The 15143-nt window shown below is 65.5% G+C and carries 16 protein-coding genes; 11 read left to right on the top strand and 5 right to left on the bottom strand.

All coding sequences use genetic code 11. The features are described from left to right. The first annotated feature begins 37 nt into the window (after window positions 1-37). The 9 genes from QNI11_RS18605 to QNI11_RS18565 all read left to right on the top strand — a co-directional run bounded on the left by QNI11_RS18605 (window position 38) and on the right by QNI11_RS18565 (window position 8790). A complete protein-coding gene (locus tag QNI11_RS18605; protein ID WP_100929141.1) occupies window positions 38-790 on the top strand; it encodes a methyltransferase domain-containing protein in 753 nt (250 codons plus the stop codon). Window positions 791-1251: 461 nt separating this feature from the next. Next, window positions 1252-1815 carry a F0F1 ATP synthase subunit delta gene (locus QNI11_RS18600; protein ID WP_283981282.1) on the top strand — a complete coding sequence of 188 codons (564 nt, stop codon included), beginning with the start codon at window positions 1252-1254 and terminating at the stop codon, window positions 1813-1815. Then, window positions 1816-3351 carry a F0F1 ATP synthase subunit alpha gene (gene atpA / locus QNI11_RS18595; protein ID WP_100929143.1) on the top strand — a complete coding sequence of 512 codons (1536 nt, stop codon included), beginning with the start codon at window positions 1816-1818 and terminating at the stop codon, window positions 3349-3351. A gap of 12 nt (window positions 3352-3363) precedes the next feature. Then, window positions 3364-4245 carry a F0F1 ATP synthase subunit gamma gene (locus QNI11_RS18590; RefSeq protein WP_100929144.1) on the top strand — a complete coding sequence of 294 codons (882 nt, stop codon included), beginning with the start codon at window positions 3364-3366 and terminating at the stop codon, window positions 4243-4245. A gap of 19 nt (window positions 4246-4264) precedes the next feature. Beyond that, window positions 4265-5686, top strand: a complete 1422-nt coding sequence (gene atpD / locus QNI11_RS18585) for a F0F1 ATP synthase subunit beta (protein ID WP_100929145.1) — start codon at window positions 4265-4267, stop codon at window positions 5684-5686. Between the two features lie 55 nt (window positions 5687-5741). Next, the gene (locus QNI11_RS18580) at window positions 5742-6176 is read left to right on the top strand and encodes a F0F1 ATP synthase subunit epsilon (RefSeq protein WP_283981281.1); all 435 of its coding nucleotides are present in this window, start codon (window positions 5742-5744) and stop codon (window positions 6174-6176) included. Between the two features lie 235 nt (window positions 6177-6411). Further along, window positions 6412-7629 carry an MFS transporter gene (locus tag QNI11_RS18575; protein WP_283981280.1) on the top strand — a complete coding sequence of 406 codons (1218 nt, stop codon included), beginning with the start codon at window positions 6412-6414 and terminating at the stop codon, window positions 7627-7629. Between the two features lie 75 nt (window positions 7630-7704). Further along, a complete protein-coding gene (locus QNI11_RS18570) occupies window positions 7705-8367 on the top strand; it encodes a MarC family protein (protein WP_283981278.1) in 663 nt (220 codons plus the stop codon). Window positions 8368-8439: 72 nt separating this feature from the next. Continuing rightward, window positions 8440-8790 (top strand): H-type lectin domain-containing protein, encoded by a 351-nt coding sequence (locus QNI11_RS18565; RefSeq protein WP_283981277.1) that lies wholly within the window; start codon window positions 8440-8442, stop codon window positions 8788-8790. A gap of 51 nt (window positions 8791-8841) precedes the next feature. Here QNI11_RS18565 and QNI11_RS18560 read toward each other — a convergent pair whose 3' ends face one another. Beyond that, window positions 8842-9849: a ribose-phosphate pyrophosphokinase gene (locus tag QNI11_RS18560; protein ID WP_100929149.1), complete on the bottom strand. Its 1008-nt coding sequence runs from the start codon at window positions 9847-9849 to the stop codon at window positions 8842-8844. Between the two features lie 110 nt (window positions 9850-9959). Here QNI11_RS18560 and QNI11_RS18555 point away from each other — a divergent pair, with 110 nt between their 5' ends. Together QNI11_RS18555 and QNI11_RS18550 are read left to right on the top strand one after the other, a co-directional pair. Beyond that, window positions 9960-10559 (top strand): 2-hydroxychromene-2-carboxylate isomerase, encoded by a 600-nt coding sequence (locus QNI11_RS18555; protein ID WP_100929150.1) that lies wholly within the window; start codon window positions 9960-9962, stop codon window positions 10557-10559. Beyond that, entirely contained in the window at window positions 10556-11368 is an 813-nt protein-coding gene (locus QNI11_RS18550) for an alpha/beta fold hydrolase (protein WP_283981275.1), read from the top strand. Before QNI11_RS18555 ends, QNI11_RS18550 begins: the two co-directional genes overlap by 4 nt. A gap of 23 nt (window positions 11369-11391) precedes the next feature. Here QNI11_RS18550 and plsY read toward each other — a convergent pair whose 3' ends face one another. The 4 genes from plsY to QNI11_RS18530 form a co-directional block, all read right to left on the bottom strand. Further along, entirely contained in the window at window positions 11392-11979 is a 588-nt protein-coding gene (plsY, locus tag QNI11_RS18545) for a glycerol-3-phosphate 1-O-acyltransferase PlsY (RefSeq protein WP_283981274.1), read from the bottom strand. 13 nt (window positions 11980-11992) lie between these two features. Then, complete coding sequence (pyrC, locus tag QNI11_RS18540) at window positions 11993-13300, bottom strand: dihydroorotase (protein WP_283981273.1); 1308 nt, start codon at window positions 13298-13300, stop codon at window positions 11993-11995. Between the two features lie 140 nt (window positions 13301-13440). Continuing rightward, window positions 13441-13977: an aspartate carbamoyltransferase catalytic subunit gene (locus tag QNI11_RS18535; RefSeq protein WP_283981272.1), complete on the bottom strand. Its 537-nt coding sequence runs from the start codon at window positions 13975-13977 to the stop codon at window positions 13441-13443. Between the two features lie 72 nt (window positions 13978-14049). Beyond that, entirely contained in the window at window positions 14050-15000 is a 951-nt protein-coding gene (locus tag QNI11_RS18530) for an aspartate carbamoyltransferase catalytic subunit (protein ID WP_100929155.1), read from the bottom strand. Between the last annotated feature and the right edge of the window lie 143 nt (window positions 15001-15143).

The raw sequence follows: 15143 nt of genomic DNA, 5'->3' as shown, positions 1-15143 counted from the left end.
GTGACCCATCCGGCCCGACTTCTCAACTGGAGACACCATGCACCTGGACGTGCAGGCGTTGCGCGATTTCTACTACCGAAGTGCGCTGGGGCGCGCGGCGCAGAAGATCCTGCGGGCGGAAGTGCTACGCGGCTGGTCCCCCGAGGACGTGCACGGCCAGACGGTCGCGGGCTATGGTTTTGCGGTGCCGATGCTGCGCCCCTACCTGAAGGAGGCGCGCCGGGTCGTGGCGCTGATGCCCGCGCCACAGGGCGTGATGCCCTGGCCTGCCGGTCTGCCGAACGTGTCTGTGCTGTCGGAGGAGGTTTCCTGGCCGCTGGAGACGGGGCATGTGGACCGCCTGATCCTGATGCACGGGCTCGAGACCTCGGAACGGCCGTCCGACCTGCTGGACGAGGCGTACCGCGTACTCGGCCCAGGCGGACGCGCCCTGTTCATCCTGCCCAACCGCTCCGGTCTCTGGGCGCGGGCGGACTGGACGCCGTTCGGATACGGGCGTCCCTATTCCATCGGCCAGCTCGAAACGCAGCTCAAGCGGCACGATTTCGTGCCTGAGCGGCATGTCTCCGTGCTGTACCAGCCGCCGTCGGCGCGCCGCTTCTGGATGAAGACCGGCCCGTTCTGGGAGCGGCTGGGGCGGTTGATCCCCTTCACTGCCGGGGGCGTCATGATCGTCGAAGCCTCCAAGCGGCACCCGCCGACGCGGGCGGGACTGGGACAGAAGAAGCGCGTGCCGAACCCGCTGGAGGTCCTTTCGCCGAAACCGGGCAAGGTCGCCGGGCCGGTCTGAGGGCTGAGTGTCCTGACCGGGAAACGGACGGCCGGCCCGGGTGGGCGGTGCCGGACAGAAGCGGCGCCACATACCGGAAAGTCTCATGATCGGGTGTGCGTGATACCCAAAACGCATTCGGAGTGCGACTGATTGCGTAAACATCGGTCACCGAGAAACAGGGTTCGCAACGGCACCTGTCCCGTGCCAAGCTGTTGCCAGTGCCGGGAATCGTCGCCAAATGCACGAAAAAGTGCGCTTTTCCTGCACGAAGTTTGGGCACGAAAGGTCGCACTTCGGGCAACCGACTGAAAAGTATGGGTTTAGCGCCCACGTTAAATCTCTCTAAGGATGTTGCGAGGTGGGGGAGGCTCTGCTACATCCGCCGCGATTTACTTGCCTTGACGAAAAATCAGGGTTCCAGGAGCCTCCGGACGCCCCGCCAGACGGCGGGCGCGTGACGGGGGCCGAAAATCGGAAGGGTGGACGTGTCTGACAGCTCGATTTCCTCCGGCATCGCCGAGCGCTATGCCACCGCCGTCTTCGAGATCGTGAAGGAGAACAACAATCTCCCGCGTCTCGAAGAGAACCTCAACGACCTGACCGCTGCGCTGGACGACAGCGCCGACCTGCGTGAACTGCTGGTCAATCCGGTGTATTCGCGCCAAGAGCAGGAGAATGCGATTTCTGCCGTGGCCGAAGCCATGGGCATGATCCCGGCGATGAAGAACGTTTTGGGCCTGATGGCCCGGAAACGCCGCCTGTTCGTCGTGCCCGCCATGATCAGGCGCCTGCGCGAGATGATCGCGGAGCACAAAGGCGAAGTCACCGCAGAGGTGACCTCTGCCGTGGCGCTGACCGACGAGCAGTCCGCAAACCTCGCGGCCACGCTGAAGGAAAAGGTCGGCAAGGACGTCAAGATCAGTACCACCGTGGATGAAAGCCTCATCGGCGGTCTTATCGTCAAGGTGGGCTCGAAGATGATCGACACCTCGATCCGCTCGAAGCTCAACTCCCTCCAGAATGCAATGAAAGAGGTCGGATAAATGGGTATCCAAGCAGCAGAGATTTCTGCGATCCTGAAGGACCAGATCAAGAACTTCGGCCAGGATGCCGAAGTTGCCGAAGTGGGTCGCGTGCTGAGCGTTGGGGACGGTATCGCCCGTGTCCACGGCCTCGACAACGTGCAGGCCGGCGAGATGGTCGAGTTCCCGGGCGGCATCATGGGCATGGCCCTGAACCTCGAAACCGACAACGTCGGTATCGTGATCTTCGGCTCCGACCGGGACATCAAGGAAGGCGACACCGTCAAGCGCACGAACTCCATCGTGGACGTTCCCGCCGGTGAAGGCCTGCTGGGCCGCGTTGTCGACGGCCTCGGCAACCCGCTCGACGGCAAGGGCGCCGTCCAGTTCGAAGAGCGTCGCATCGCCGACGTGAAGGCGCCGGGCATCATCCCGCGCAAATCCGTGCACGAGCCCATGGCGACCGGCCTGAAGGCCGTCGACGCCATGATCCCGATCGGCCGCGGCCAGCGCGAACTGATCATCGGCGACCGTCAGACCGGCAAGACCGCCGTGGCACTGGACGCCATCCTGAACCAGAAGTCTTACAACGACGCGGCCAAGGACGACTCGGACAAGCTGTACTGCATCTACGTCGCCATCGGTCAGAAGCGCTCCACCGTGGCGCAGCTGGTGAAGAAGCTCGAGGAAACCGGCGCGATCGACTACACGATCGTCGTGGCCGCCACCGCGTCCGACCCGGCGCCGATGCAGTTCCTCGCACCGTACTCCGCCACCGCGATGGCCGAATACTTCCGCGACAACGGCAAGCACGCACTCATCATCTACGATGACCTGTCCAAGCAGGCCGTGTCCTACCGCCAGATGTCCCTGCTGCTGCGTCGCCCGCCGGGCCGCGAAGCTTACCCGGGCGACGTTTTCTACCTCCACTCGCGCCTGCTGGAGCGTTCGGCAAAGCTGAACGAGGACAACGGTGCCGGCTCGCTGACCGCGCTGCCGATCATCGAAACCCAGGGCGGCGACGTGTCGGCCTTCATTCCGACCAACGTGATCTCGATCACCGACGGCCAGATCTTCCTCGAGACCGAACTGTTCTACCAGGGCATCCGCCCGGCCGTGAACACCGGTCTGTCGGTTTCGCGTGTGGGCTCCTCCGCGCAGACCAACTCGATGAAGTCCGTCGCGGGCCCGATCAAGCTGTCGCTCGCGCAGTACCGTGAAATGGCCGCCTTCGCCCAGTTCGGTTCCGACCTCGACGCCGCGACCCAGCGCCTGCTGAACCGTGGTGCGCGTCTGACCGAGCTGATGAAGCAACCGCAATACTCGCCGCTGACCAACGCCGAAATCGTCGTCGTCATCTGCGCCGGTACGCTGGGCTACCTCGACAAGGTTGCCGTGTCCGACGTGGGCCGCTTCGAGAAGGGTCTGCTGCAGCACGTCCGGGGCAAGCACTCCGACCTGCTGGACTGGATCACCAACGAAGATCCGAAGATCAAGGGTGACGCAGAAGCCAGAATCAAGGCGGTTCTCGACGAATACGCAGCGGACTTCTCGTAAGAGGATCATCCGATGCCCAATCTCAAGGATCTCAAAAACAGGATCGCGTCGGTCAAATCGACCCGCAAGATCACCAAGGCCATGCAGATGGTCGCGGCAGCAAAACTGCGCCGCGCCCAGGAAGCGGCCGAGGCGGCCCGCCCCTATGCGGAACGCTTCAACGCGGTGATGGCGTCGCTGGCCGCTTCGGTCGGAGACAGTGACAGCGCTCCCCGCCTTCTGGCGGGGACCGGCAAGGACGACGTACATCTGCTGGTGGTCATGACCGCCGAACGCGGGCTGTGCGGCGGCTTCAACACCAACATCGTCAAGCTGGCGAAGGCACGCATTGCCGAGCTGCGTGGCAAGGGAAAAACGGTCAAGATCCTGACCGTCGGCAAGAAGGGCCGGGAACAGCTGAAGCGTGATTACGCCGATCTGTTCGTCGGTCATGTCGACCTCTCCCAGGTCAAGCGTCTCGGCTACGGCAACGCGCAGGACATCGCGCGCGACGTGCTTGGCCGCTTCGACAATGGTGAGTTCGACGTGGCGACGATCTTCTACGCCAAGTTCAACTCTGTGATCTCCCAGGACCCCACGGCCCTGCAGATCATCCCGGCCTCCTACGAGACCGTGGAAGAGGAGCAGAACGACGCGACGACGCTCTACGATTACGAGCCGGATGAAGAATCGATCCTCGCAGACCTGCTGCCGCGTGGCGTGGCAACGCAGATCTTCGCTGCCCTGCTAGAAAACGGTGCCTCCGAACAGGGTGCCCGTATGTCGGCCATGGACAACGCGACCCGCAACGCGGGCGAGATGATCGACAAGCTGACGATCGAGTACAACCGCTCGCGTCAGGCCGTCATCACCAACGAGCTTATCGAAATTATTTCGGGCGCCGAGGCGCTCTGAGGAACCCGGAGAGAAACCAATGACAGCACAAGGCAAGATCACCCAGGTGATTGGCGCCGTGGTCGACGTCCAGTTCGAAGACCACCTGCCGGCAATTCTGAACGCGCTGAACACCGAGAACAACGGCAAGAAGCTGGTCCTCGAAGTGGCTCAGCACCTCGGCGAAAACACCGTCCGCACCATCGCCATGGACGCGACCGAAGGTCTGGTCCGCGGTCAGGAAGTATCCGACACCGGCGCCCCGATCTCCGTGCCGGTCGGCAACGCGACGCTGGGCCGTATCCTCAACGTCGTCGGCGAGCCGGTGGACGAAGGCGCACCGATCGAAGCGGACGAATACCGCCCGATCCACGCCGCAGCCCCGGCCTTCTCCGAGCAGTCGACTGAATCGGAAATCCTCGTGACCGGGATCAAGGTCATCGACCTGCTGGCACCCTACTCCAAGGGCGGCAAGATCGGCCTCTTCGGGGGCGCCGGCGTGGGCAAGACCGTTCTCATCATGGAACTCATCAACAACATCGCAAAGGTGCACTCGGGCTTCTCCGTGTTCGCCGGTGTTGGCGAGCGGACCCGTGAGGGCAACGACCTCTACCATGAGATGATCGAATCCAACGTCATCAAGCCGGACAACCTCGCGGAGTCGCAGGTGGCGCTTGTGTACGGCCAGATGAACGAGCCTCCGGGTGCGCGTGCCCGTGTCGCCCTGACCGGCCTGACCCTCGCCGAGCAGTTCCGCGACCAGTCCGGGACCGACGTTCTATTCTTCGTGGACAACATCTTCCGCTTCACGCAGGCCGGTTCCGAGGTGTCCGCACTTCTGGGCCGTATCCCCTCCGCCGTGGGTTACCAGCCGACGCTGGCCACCGACATGGGCCAGATGCAGGAACGCATCACCTCGACCAAGGCCGGCTCGATCACCTCGATCCAGGCCGTCTACGTGCCCGCCGACGACCTTACCGACCCGGCTCCGGCAACCACCTTCGCCCACCTCGACGCAACCACGGTTCTGTCGCGCGCGATCTCCGAGCTGGGCATCTACCCGGCCGTGGACCCGCTCGACTCCACCTCGCGTCTGATGGATCCGGGCATCGTGGGTGAAGAGCACTACCAGGTCGCCCGCGACGTCCAGGGTATCCTGCAGCGCTACAAGTCGCTCCAGGACATCATCGCCATCCTCGGGATGGACGAACTGTCGGAAGAGGACAAGCTGACCGTGGCCCGCGCCCGGAAGATCCAGCGCTTCCTCTCCCAGCCGTTCGACGTGGCGAAGGTCTTCACCGGCTCCGACGGTGTGCAGGTTCCGCTGGAAGACACCATCTCGTCCTTCAAGGCGGTTGTCGCCGGCGAATACGACCACCTGCCGGAATCGGCGTTCTACATGGTGGGCGGCATCGACGAAGTGAAGGCGAAAGCCGAGAAGCTGGCCGCAGAGGCTGCCTAAATCGGACCCTGTCGGGGGGCCGCTGCTGGCCCCCTGATGAGACAAGGAGTTTCACATGGCAGACACGATGCAATTCGACCTGGTGTCGCCGGAGCGCAAGCTCCTGTCGGCAGAGGTCACCTCGGTGCAGATCCCGGGTGCGGACGGCGACATGACCGCCATGCCGAACCACGCGCCGACCATCACGACGCTGCGTCCGGGCCTCCTGACGGTGGAAACCACCGGCGGCACTGAAGTCTTCGTCGTGACCGGCGGTTTCGCCGAGATCGGTGAAAGCGTGTCGGTTCTGGCGGAGAAGGCTCTGCCGAAGGCCGACATGGATCAGGCGACCTACGAGGCGCTGGTGAAGGAGGCCCACGAGGCCTACCAGCAGACCAAGGAAGCCTACAAGAACGAGCCGGGCCCGGTCGACGAGGCAGCAAAGCTGCTGCAGGACATGGTGGCCGTTGGCGGTCACATCGGGCTCGACCCGATGCAGCCGTCGCTCTGACGCCGACCTTCCAAGGTACGCACGACATTCGGAGAACCCCGCCTGCTTAGGCGGGGTTTTTCCTTTCCCGCCTCACGCCGGTGCCGGGTAGGGTTGGCCAAAAGGGGCGGCGCGCGGGGCAGGGCGCCACTTTGCCGGTCGTTCCACAAGCCGCTGAAACCCCCGCCATGCGGATTGAACCCGGTGCTTTCTCCGCCTACCCTCTGCCGCGTATCGTTTCCTGCCGGGCCTCGTAATGCAGACCAATCGCGGAGCCCTGTGGTTCATCCTCGCGACACTCCTTCTCGATGCCATAGGCATCGGGCTGATCTTCCCGATCATGCCCGACCTGATGGAGCGCGTGGGTGCCGGGGACACGGCGACGGGGGCCTTCTGGGGCGGCGTGCTGATGGCGGCCTATGCAGGCGCACAGTTCCTCTGTGGACCGGCAATCGGCGGCATCTCCGACGCACTCGGCCGCAAGCCGGTGCTGCTGGTGACGCTGGCCGCTCTGGCGGTCGACTATCTCATCATGGCGTTGGCGACCGGGTTCTGGGTCTTGCTGGTGGGACGGGTCCTGGCCGGTGTGGCGGGGGCCACCTACATCACGGCCACCGCGTACCTCGCCGATATCTCGAAGCCCGAGGACCGGGCCGCGAACTTCGGCCTGATCGGAGCGGCCTTCGGCGTCGGTTTCGTGATCGGTCCGGCGCTTGGCGGGCTGCTGGCGGGCATCCACGTCACAGCACCCTTCTGGGCGGCGGGCGCGCTGGCCGCGGCCAACTTCATCTTCGGCCTGTTCGTCCTGCCCGAAAGCCTCGCCCCCGAGAAACGCCGCCGCTTCGAAAGGCGGGACCTCAACCCGTTCGGCAGCATCCTCGCCGCCGCCCGCCTGCCGGGGCTGGGCCTGCCGCTGGCCGGGCTCTTCGTGTTCGAGTTCTCCAACATGGTCTACCCGGTGCTCTGGGCCTTCTGGCTGCGCGAGGCCTTCGGCTGGTCGTCCGTGCTGATCGGTGGCTCGCTGGCCTGCTATGGCATCGGCGTGGCGCTGACGCAGGGCGCCCTGATGCGGCTGCTGATCCCGCGCATCGGGACGTGGCACACGCTGATGCTGGCCGTGGTGGCCGGCATCGTCGCCTCGCTGGCTTATGGCGTGGCCTCCGCCGCATGGGTGGTCTGGGTCTTCCTACCGTTCGCCTGCCTGTCGGACATGGCCCCGCCGAACGCGACCGGGATCGCCACGAACCTTGTGGGCGACGACCGGCTGGGCCTGTTGCAGGGGGTCATCGGATCGCTCGGCGCTGTCGCCGCGATCACCGCACCGCTGATCGTGACGCCGCTGTTCCGGTTCTTCGCCGCGCCCGACGCGCCGCTGTACTTGCCCGGGGCGCCCTTTCTCATGACCGCTGCCCTTCTGGTCATCAGCGGCGCCATATTCTGGCCGATGCGCAGGCAAGCCACCGCCACAGCGTGATCGCGCGCTTGCCCTTGGCCCGGCTCTGAGACAAAAGCGGCGCATACCCTCACCTTCTGCCGAAAGCCTGTCGCCATGATCTTCGACTGGAGCTCCATTCTGCGCGAGTTCATCACTCTCTTCGTCGTCGTCGATCCGATCGGGACGTTGCCGGTGTTCTACTTCGCCACCGCCCGCGTGCCGCATGCCCTGCACTGGAAATTCGCTCTGCGCGCCGTGCTGGTGGCATGGGTGGTGTTGATGGCGTTCCTTGTCGGCGGACAATGGCTGCTTGAGGGGCTGGGTCTGCGCTTCGGGTCGTTCCAGATCGCAGGCGGGATCATCCTCTTCCTGTTCGCCCTCACGATGATCTTCGGCGAATCGAAACCGGAGCACGAGATCGAGGAGGCGACGCGTGAGCACCTCTCCGGCGCCGTCTTCCCGCTGGCGATGCCCTCCATCGCCTCGCCCGGCGCGATGCTGGCCATCGTTGTGCTGACAGACAACCACGCACATTCAGTGCCGGATCAGTTGATGACGGCAGGTCTGCTGACAATCGTCCTGATCCTGACGCTGCTGCTGTTGCTCCTCGGGTCGCAGCTCAAGCGGATACTCGGCTCGACCGGCGCCAGCGTCGTCAGCCGCGTCATGGGGATCATCCTCGCCACTGTGGCGGTCGATGCCGTGCTGGGCGGTCTGGATGCGGTCGGCGTGATGCAGGTGGAAAGCGCGCCCGGCGGTTTGTCGATTTCCGAGTGACACCGCGCGCCGATTGCCTGTAAGACCTGCCCGAAAGCAGACAACCTGCGGTAATAAAAGACGAGGCGGGACATGCGCAAGTTTCCCGGCGCCGCCCTTGGCGTCGATCAAGGCACCGAAGAGGTCTTTACCGACTTCGAGGACGGTGGCGAGATGTGGACGGGGCATGGCCCGCGCGAACGGCGCAAGGCCGTGACCTTCTCGGAACCCTTCCGCTCGGCTCCGGTGGTGCAGGTCGCTCTGACGCTGTGGGACATGGATTCCCAGTCCAACGTCCGCGCCGACATCAGCGCGGAGAAGGTGACACCTGCGGGATTCGAGATGGTCTTCCGGACATGGGCCGACACGCGTGTGGCGCGGGTACGGATGAGCTGGATCGCCTTCGGCGAAGCGTCGAGCCCCGACGACTGGGATCTTTACTGATCCCATGGGGCAGGGAAGGGCGGCGTCGTGCGCCGCCCGCTCCAATCCTGCTTACAGGATGCCTTCGTAGATCGGGCCGAGGGTGTCGGTCTCGAACAGCGACGAGACGGACGTGCCGTTCCAGATGTTCAGGATGGACTGCGCGAAGAGCGGTGCGGTCGGCAGCACGCGGATGTTCGAAGCGGAACTGACCGGGCCGGTCGGCTGGATGGTGTCGGTCAGGACAAGCGTCTTCAGGACCGACTTCGACACGCGCTCCACCGCGGGGCCGGACATGACGCCGTGGCTGATGTAGGCATGCACCTCGGTCGCGCCGTGGTCCATGATGACCTCGGCCGCCTTGCAGAGCGTTCCGGCGGTGTCGCACATGTCGTCGACGATGATGCAGCGCTTGCCGGTCACGTCACCGATGACCGTCATCTCGGCGATCTCGCCCGGCTTCTCCCGGCGCTTGTCGACGATGGAGAGCGGCGCGTTGATCCGCTTGGCCAGCTCGCGCGCCCGCGCCACGCCACCCACGTCTGGCGAGATCACCATCACGTCGGACAGGTCGGCGAACTGGTTCTTGATGTCGATGGCGAAGATCGGCGAGGCATAGAGGTTGTCCACCGGGATGTCGAAGAACCCTTGGATCTGCGCCGCGTGCAGGTCCATCGTCAGGATGCGCTCGATCCCGGACTCGACCATCATGTTGGCCACGAGCTTGGCGGTGATCGGCGTGCGCGCCTTGGTGCGGCGGTCCTGCCGGGCGTAGCCGAAGTAGGGGATCACCGCGGTGATGCGCGATGCCGAGGACCGGCGCAGCGCATCCGCCATGATGAGCAGTTCCATCAGGTTGTCGTTGGCCGGGTTGGAGGTCGGCTGGATGATGAACATGTCCTCGCCGCGCACGTTCTCGTAGACCTCGACAAAGATCTCCTGGTCGTTGAACCGTTCCACCCGGGCCTGCACCAGCCCCACGGACATGCCGCGGTACAGCGACATGCGGCGGGCGATGGCCTCGGCGAGGGGACGGTTGGCGTTGCCTGCGATAAGCTTGGGTTCAACGACGGTGGGCATGGGCAGCTCCGGGGTAGGTCCGTGCAGGGAGAATGACGGATTCGTGACGTTGCGGTCCCGTTAACACGGCCCTAGGGTCGGTTCCAGCACGGGAAAGGGAGACGCGGCATATGGCCCGGATCGACTACTATCTGTCCATGATTTCACCGTTCACGTATTTCTGCGGCACCCGCCCGGCAGAGATCGCGGCCAGGCACGGGGCGGAGCTGGTCTACAAGCCGCTCGACATCATGCAGCTTTTCGCGCGAACGGGCGGGACGCCCCTGCCGCAGCGCCACCCTTCGCGTCAGGCCTACCGCCTGCAGGAGCTTGCCCGCAGCTCGCAGAAATCCGGTCTGCCCTACCACGAGAAGCCGATGTTCTTTCCGGCCAACGCGGCGCCTGCCTCTTACGCCGTGATCGCGGCGCAGAAGGCGGGCGGTGGCGATCTGGCCGGGCTGGTGCACGGCCTGCTGGCCGACTGCTGGGCGGAACAGAAGGACATCGCTGACGACGCAGTGATCGGCGACCGGCTGGAGGCGGCAGGTTTCGACCGGGGGTTGACCTTCACCGGGATGCTCGCCGGGGCCGAGACCTACTCTGCCAACCTCGAAGAAGCGGTGGAACGCGGTGTCTTCGGGTCGCCCTTCTGGGTGGTCGACGACGGCGCCCTGTTCTGGGGCCGCGACCGGTTGGACGACCTCGACGCGCACCTCGGAGGCGCGGGGTGAAGGACGCGGCGGCGCTGTCCGTCCGGGAGTTCGGCGCAGGGGCGGAACCCGTCCTGGCCCTACACTGCGGGCTGGGGACGTCGGGTATGTGGAAAGACGTCGCCGCCGGCCTCGGCGACACGACCGTCACGGCACCGGATCTGCCGGGCCACGGGCGCAGCGGCCCGTTTCCCGATGGCGTGGACGTGCACGATGCTGCCTGCGATGCGGTGCGCCCCCTCTTGGACAGGCCGATGCACCTCGTGGGCCACAGCTTCGGCGCCACCGTCGCCCTGCGGCTCGCACAGGACACCCCCGCGCACGTCCTGTCGCTGGCGCTGATCGAGCCGGTCTTCTTCGCCGCTGCGGCTGACGGTCCGGTCAAGTCGGCGCATTACGAACGGGAGGCCGCACATTTCGCGGGGTTCGAGCGTGGCGACCTGATGGGAACGGCGCAAGGCTTCAACAGTGTCTGGGGCGGCGGTGCCCCTTGGGAGAGCTTTCCCGAAAGGGCCCGCCAGCTCATGGCGTCGCAGATGCCCTTCGTGATCGGCACCGAACCGAGCCTCTGGCGGGACATCCACGGGATGCTCCACCCCGACAGGATGGCGCGCCTTTCGATGCCGGTGTCCCTTGTGCGTGGCGGCGATTCCGTCCCGATCATCGCAGAAATCCATCACGGTCTTCTGAGCCGTCTGCCGCATGGCCGGGAGGCTGTCATTCCGGGCGCCGGGCACATGCTGGTCATGACCCACGCCGACGATGTGGCGCGGCAAATCTGCGTGACCATGGTGGAGGCGAAAGCCCGCAGCGCCGTCACGCCACGCTGAACCCGCGCGGCGCCAGGCGGGCTTCAGGACTTCTTGCCGACCTTCGGTTCGGTCCCTGCGCGCAGACGGGTAATGTTGTCCTTGTGGCGATACAGCACGACAAAGGTCAGGATCAGGCTGGTGATCGTCAGGTCGGTTCGCCCCATGACAAGCGTCCACGGCGCGACGGAGGCCACCGACGCCAGTGCCCCGACCGAGGAGATGCGGCTGATCGCGAAGGCCACGGCCCAGGTTGCACAGCACAGGAGGCCCACGGGCCATGCCAGTGCCAGCATCGTGCCCAGAAAGGTCGCCATGCCCTTGCCGCCCCGAAAGCCCAGCCAGACCGGAAAGCAGTGGCCCAGCATGGCCGCAAGGCCTGCAAGCTGGGCCGCGCTGTCATCCCCGGAAAGCCAGCGCGCCAGCAAAACGGCGATGGCGCCCTTGCCGCTGTCGAGGATCAGTGTCGCGAGCGCCGCCGGCTTGCTGCCGGTACGCAGCACGTTGGTGGCGCCGATGTTGCCGGATCCGATCTGGCGGAGGTCGCCCAGACCCATTGCACGGGTCATGACGATGCCAAACGGGACGGAGCCCAGAAGATAGCCAAGGACGGTCCAGATCAGGAGGGTCATGCGCGGGTCCCTTTCAGGCTTCGTAGACGCGGTCGCCCGCAACCCATGTGCCCAGCACCTTGCCCTGCAGGCGAGCGCCGTCGAAGGGCGTGTTCTTGGACTTCGAGCGCAGCTTGAAGCGGTCGAGGATCACGGGCTTGTCCGGATCGAACAGCACGAGGTCGGCAGGTGCCCCGGCGGTCAGCCGTCCGCAGTCCAGCCCCAGCCGCTTTGCCGGGTTCAGCGCCAGCGCGCGGAAAAGCGTCGGCAGGGTCATTTCCTCGGCGTGGTAGAGGCGGAGGAGCACGGTCAGCATCGTCTCCAGCCCAACGGCGCCGGAAGCCGCCTCCTCGAAGGGCAGGCGCTTCGATTCCTCGTCCTGCGGGGTGTGGAACGACCCGATGATGTCGATCAGGCCAGAGCGCACCGCTTCGACGATGGCCTTGCGATCGTCCTCGGCCCGGAGCGGCGGCTTGACCTTGAAGAAGGTGCGGTAGTCGGCCACGTCCATCTCGTTCAGCGTGAGATGGTGCATGGAGGTGCCCGCCGTCACGTCGAAGCCGTTGGCCTTCGCGCGTTCCAGCGTCGGCAGGGCGCGGGCGGCGGTGATCTGGTCTGCGTGGTAGCGCGCGCCCGTCATCTCCACCATGCCGATGTCGCGGTCGAGGCCCATGCGCTCAGCCATCGGGCTGACGGAGGGAAGGCCGCGCAGGGAGGCGAACTTGCCCGAGGTGGCAGAGGCGCCATTCGACAGGCCGGGGTCCTGCGGATGGCCGATGATGAGCGCGCCCAGCGAGCGGGCATAGGTCATGGCCCGCGACAGCACCTTGGTGTCCGTCACGACGTGGTCGCAGTCGGTGAAGGCCACTGCGCCCGCGTCCATGAGAAAGCCGATCTCGGTCATTTCCCGACCTGCGCGGCCCTTGGTCAGGGCGGCCATGGGCAGGACGTTCACCCGGCACTCTTCTGCCGCGCGGCGGCGGATGAAGTCGAGCTGTTCCGGCGTGTCGATCGGCGGATGCGTGTCGGGCCGGGTGACGATGGTCGTCACGCCGCCCGCCGCCGCCGCCTGACCGGCGGTGCCGTAAGATTCCTTGTGCCGTTCGCCCGGCTCGCCGACCTTCACGCCGATGTCCACGATCCCCGGCGCAAGGCACTTGCCCTTGCAGTCCACCCGGACCACAGAGTCAGGGATCACAGATGTGAATGAAAACCCTGCATTTTCAGAGGCCTGGGTCGAAATTTCCTTGATGCGCCCATCTTCGACGAGCAAGGCGCCCATGGTGTCGGTGCCTGCGTCGGGGTCGATCAGGCGGGCGTTGGTGAAGAGGGTCTGGGACATGCGGGCATCACTTGGTCGGTTTCCTTCCCTCTACGGCAAATCCCGGGGCGGGGGAACCCGCCTGTGACGGCCCTGCGGAACCCGCATGTCGCGGGGCTGCGATCGGCGCAAAAGCCTGTACGGACAACAGGCGCCGCGCCTTACAGAACGAGGACGAGCACCAAGACCACGAGCGCGGCGAGGGCCAAAGCGGTGATCAGGATGGCGCGGGACAGCCCCATCATCGAAGACTCTCCGCCGCCGGACAGGCTGCCCTCGGCAGAGGTGCTGCGCAGGCTGGCCGAACGCGCCTTAGCCGGGGCTGCCGACCAGCTTCCGACGTGGCTGAGCGGAGTGTTGACGTTCAGCGTCTGGGAGGTCGAATCGAAGGCCTGTGGCGGCAGGATCACCACGTGCCCCGTCAGCGCGTCGATGCGCGCCCTGTCCGCCCCCAGCGCCTTTGTGGGCAGGTCGTAGGCCTCCGACAGGTATTGCGACAGCGGCATGGGACCCAGATCGCGCAGGTCGACCGTCTCGACGAAGCCGGGGCGCAGCTTGGTTGCACCCAGCCCGTACTTCAGGGGCCATTCCCCGGTGCCGGCCATGGCGGTGAAGCGTTCGACGGCCTCCGGCGGTAGATCGAGCCGGAACAGGTGGACGGTCGAAGCGTCGGAGCCGTTGATGTCGATCTGTGTCACATTGGGCCTCATGGAAGCGCGGAGGGGATACTTATCAACGCAGCAGGGGTGGTGTTTCGTTGCCGAAATAATTCATACCATGACTTCGGTCGGACGGGCGCGGAGATTGCGCGCCAAGAGGTCCATCGCCGCCATGCGCACCGCGACACCCATCTCCACCTGGTCCTGGATGACCGAACGGTTGATGTCGTCGGCGATTGTGCCGTCGATCTCCACCCCGCGGTTCATCGGGCCGGGGTGCATCACGATGGCGTCGTCCTTGGCGTGCGACAGCTTCTCGGCGTCGAGACCGTAGCGGTGGTAATACTCGCGCTCGGAAGGGATGAAGCCGCCGTCCATGCGTTCCTTCTGCAGGCGGAGCATCATCACCACGTCGGCGTCCTTCAGCCCCTCGCGCATGTCCTGGTAGACCTCTGCTCCGAAGTCTTCGATTCCGGCAGGCATCAACGTGGCGGGGCCGACGAGGCGGATGCGGTTCTCCATCTTGTGCAGCAGCAGCAGGTTGGACCGCGCGACGCGGCTGTGGGCGACATCGCCGCAGATTGCGATGGTCAGGCGGTGCAGGCGGCCCTTGGCCCGGCGGATCGTCAGCGCGTCGAGCAGCGCCTGCGTGGGATGTTCGTGCCGACCGTCGCCGGCGTTCAGCACGGCGCAGTTCACCTTCTGCGCCAGAAGGTCGACCGCGCCGGAATGCGGGTGGCGGACCACCAGCAGGTCCGGGTGCATCGCGTTCAGCGTCAGGGCCGTGTCGATCAGCGTCTCGCCCTTCTTGATGGAGGACGCCTGCATCGACATGTTCATCACGTCCGCGCCCAGACGCTTGCCTGCCAGTTCGAAACTGGCCTGCGTGCGGGTCGAATTCTCGAAGAACATGTTGATCTGGGTGAGACCCGCCAGCGCCTGCGCGTGCTTGTCGCGGCGGCGATTGAGGGCGGCGTACTGGTCGGCGAGGTCGAGCAGGGTCGTGATCTCGTCCGGACGCAGGGGTTCGATCCCCAGAAGATGGCGGTGGTCGAAGCGCATGGTCACCCCTGTCGAAGTCGCTCCTGTCTTACGAAGCGCGTCCCCCGGGGGCAAGGGGCAGGTGGCGGGCGGCGGATTCGAGTATTTGTGAAGCAGAGAAGCCGGGCGGATTTTCCTTTGCCCGGCTTGGGCGTAATGTGGCC

The organism is Sagittula sp. MA-2, from assembly GCF_030126985.1.
GTDB lineage: Bacteria > Pseudomonadota > Alphaproteobacteria > Rhodobacterales > Rhodobacteraceae > Sagittula.
This window is presented reverse-complemented; position numbering and strand designations above follow the sequence as displayed.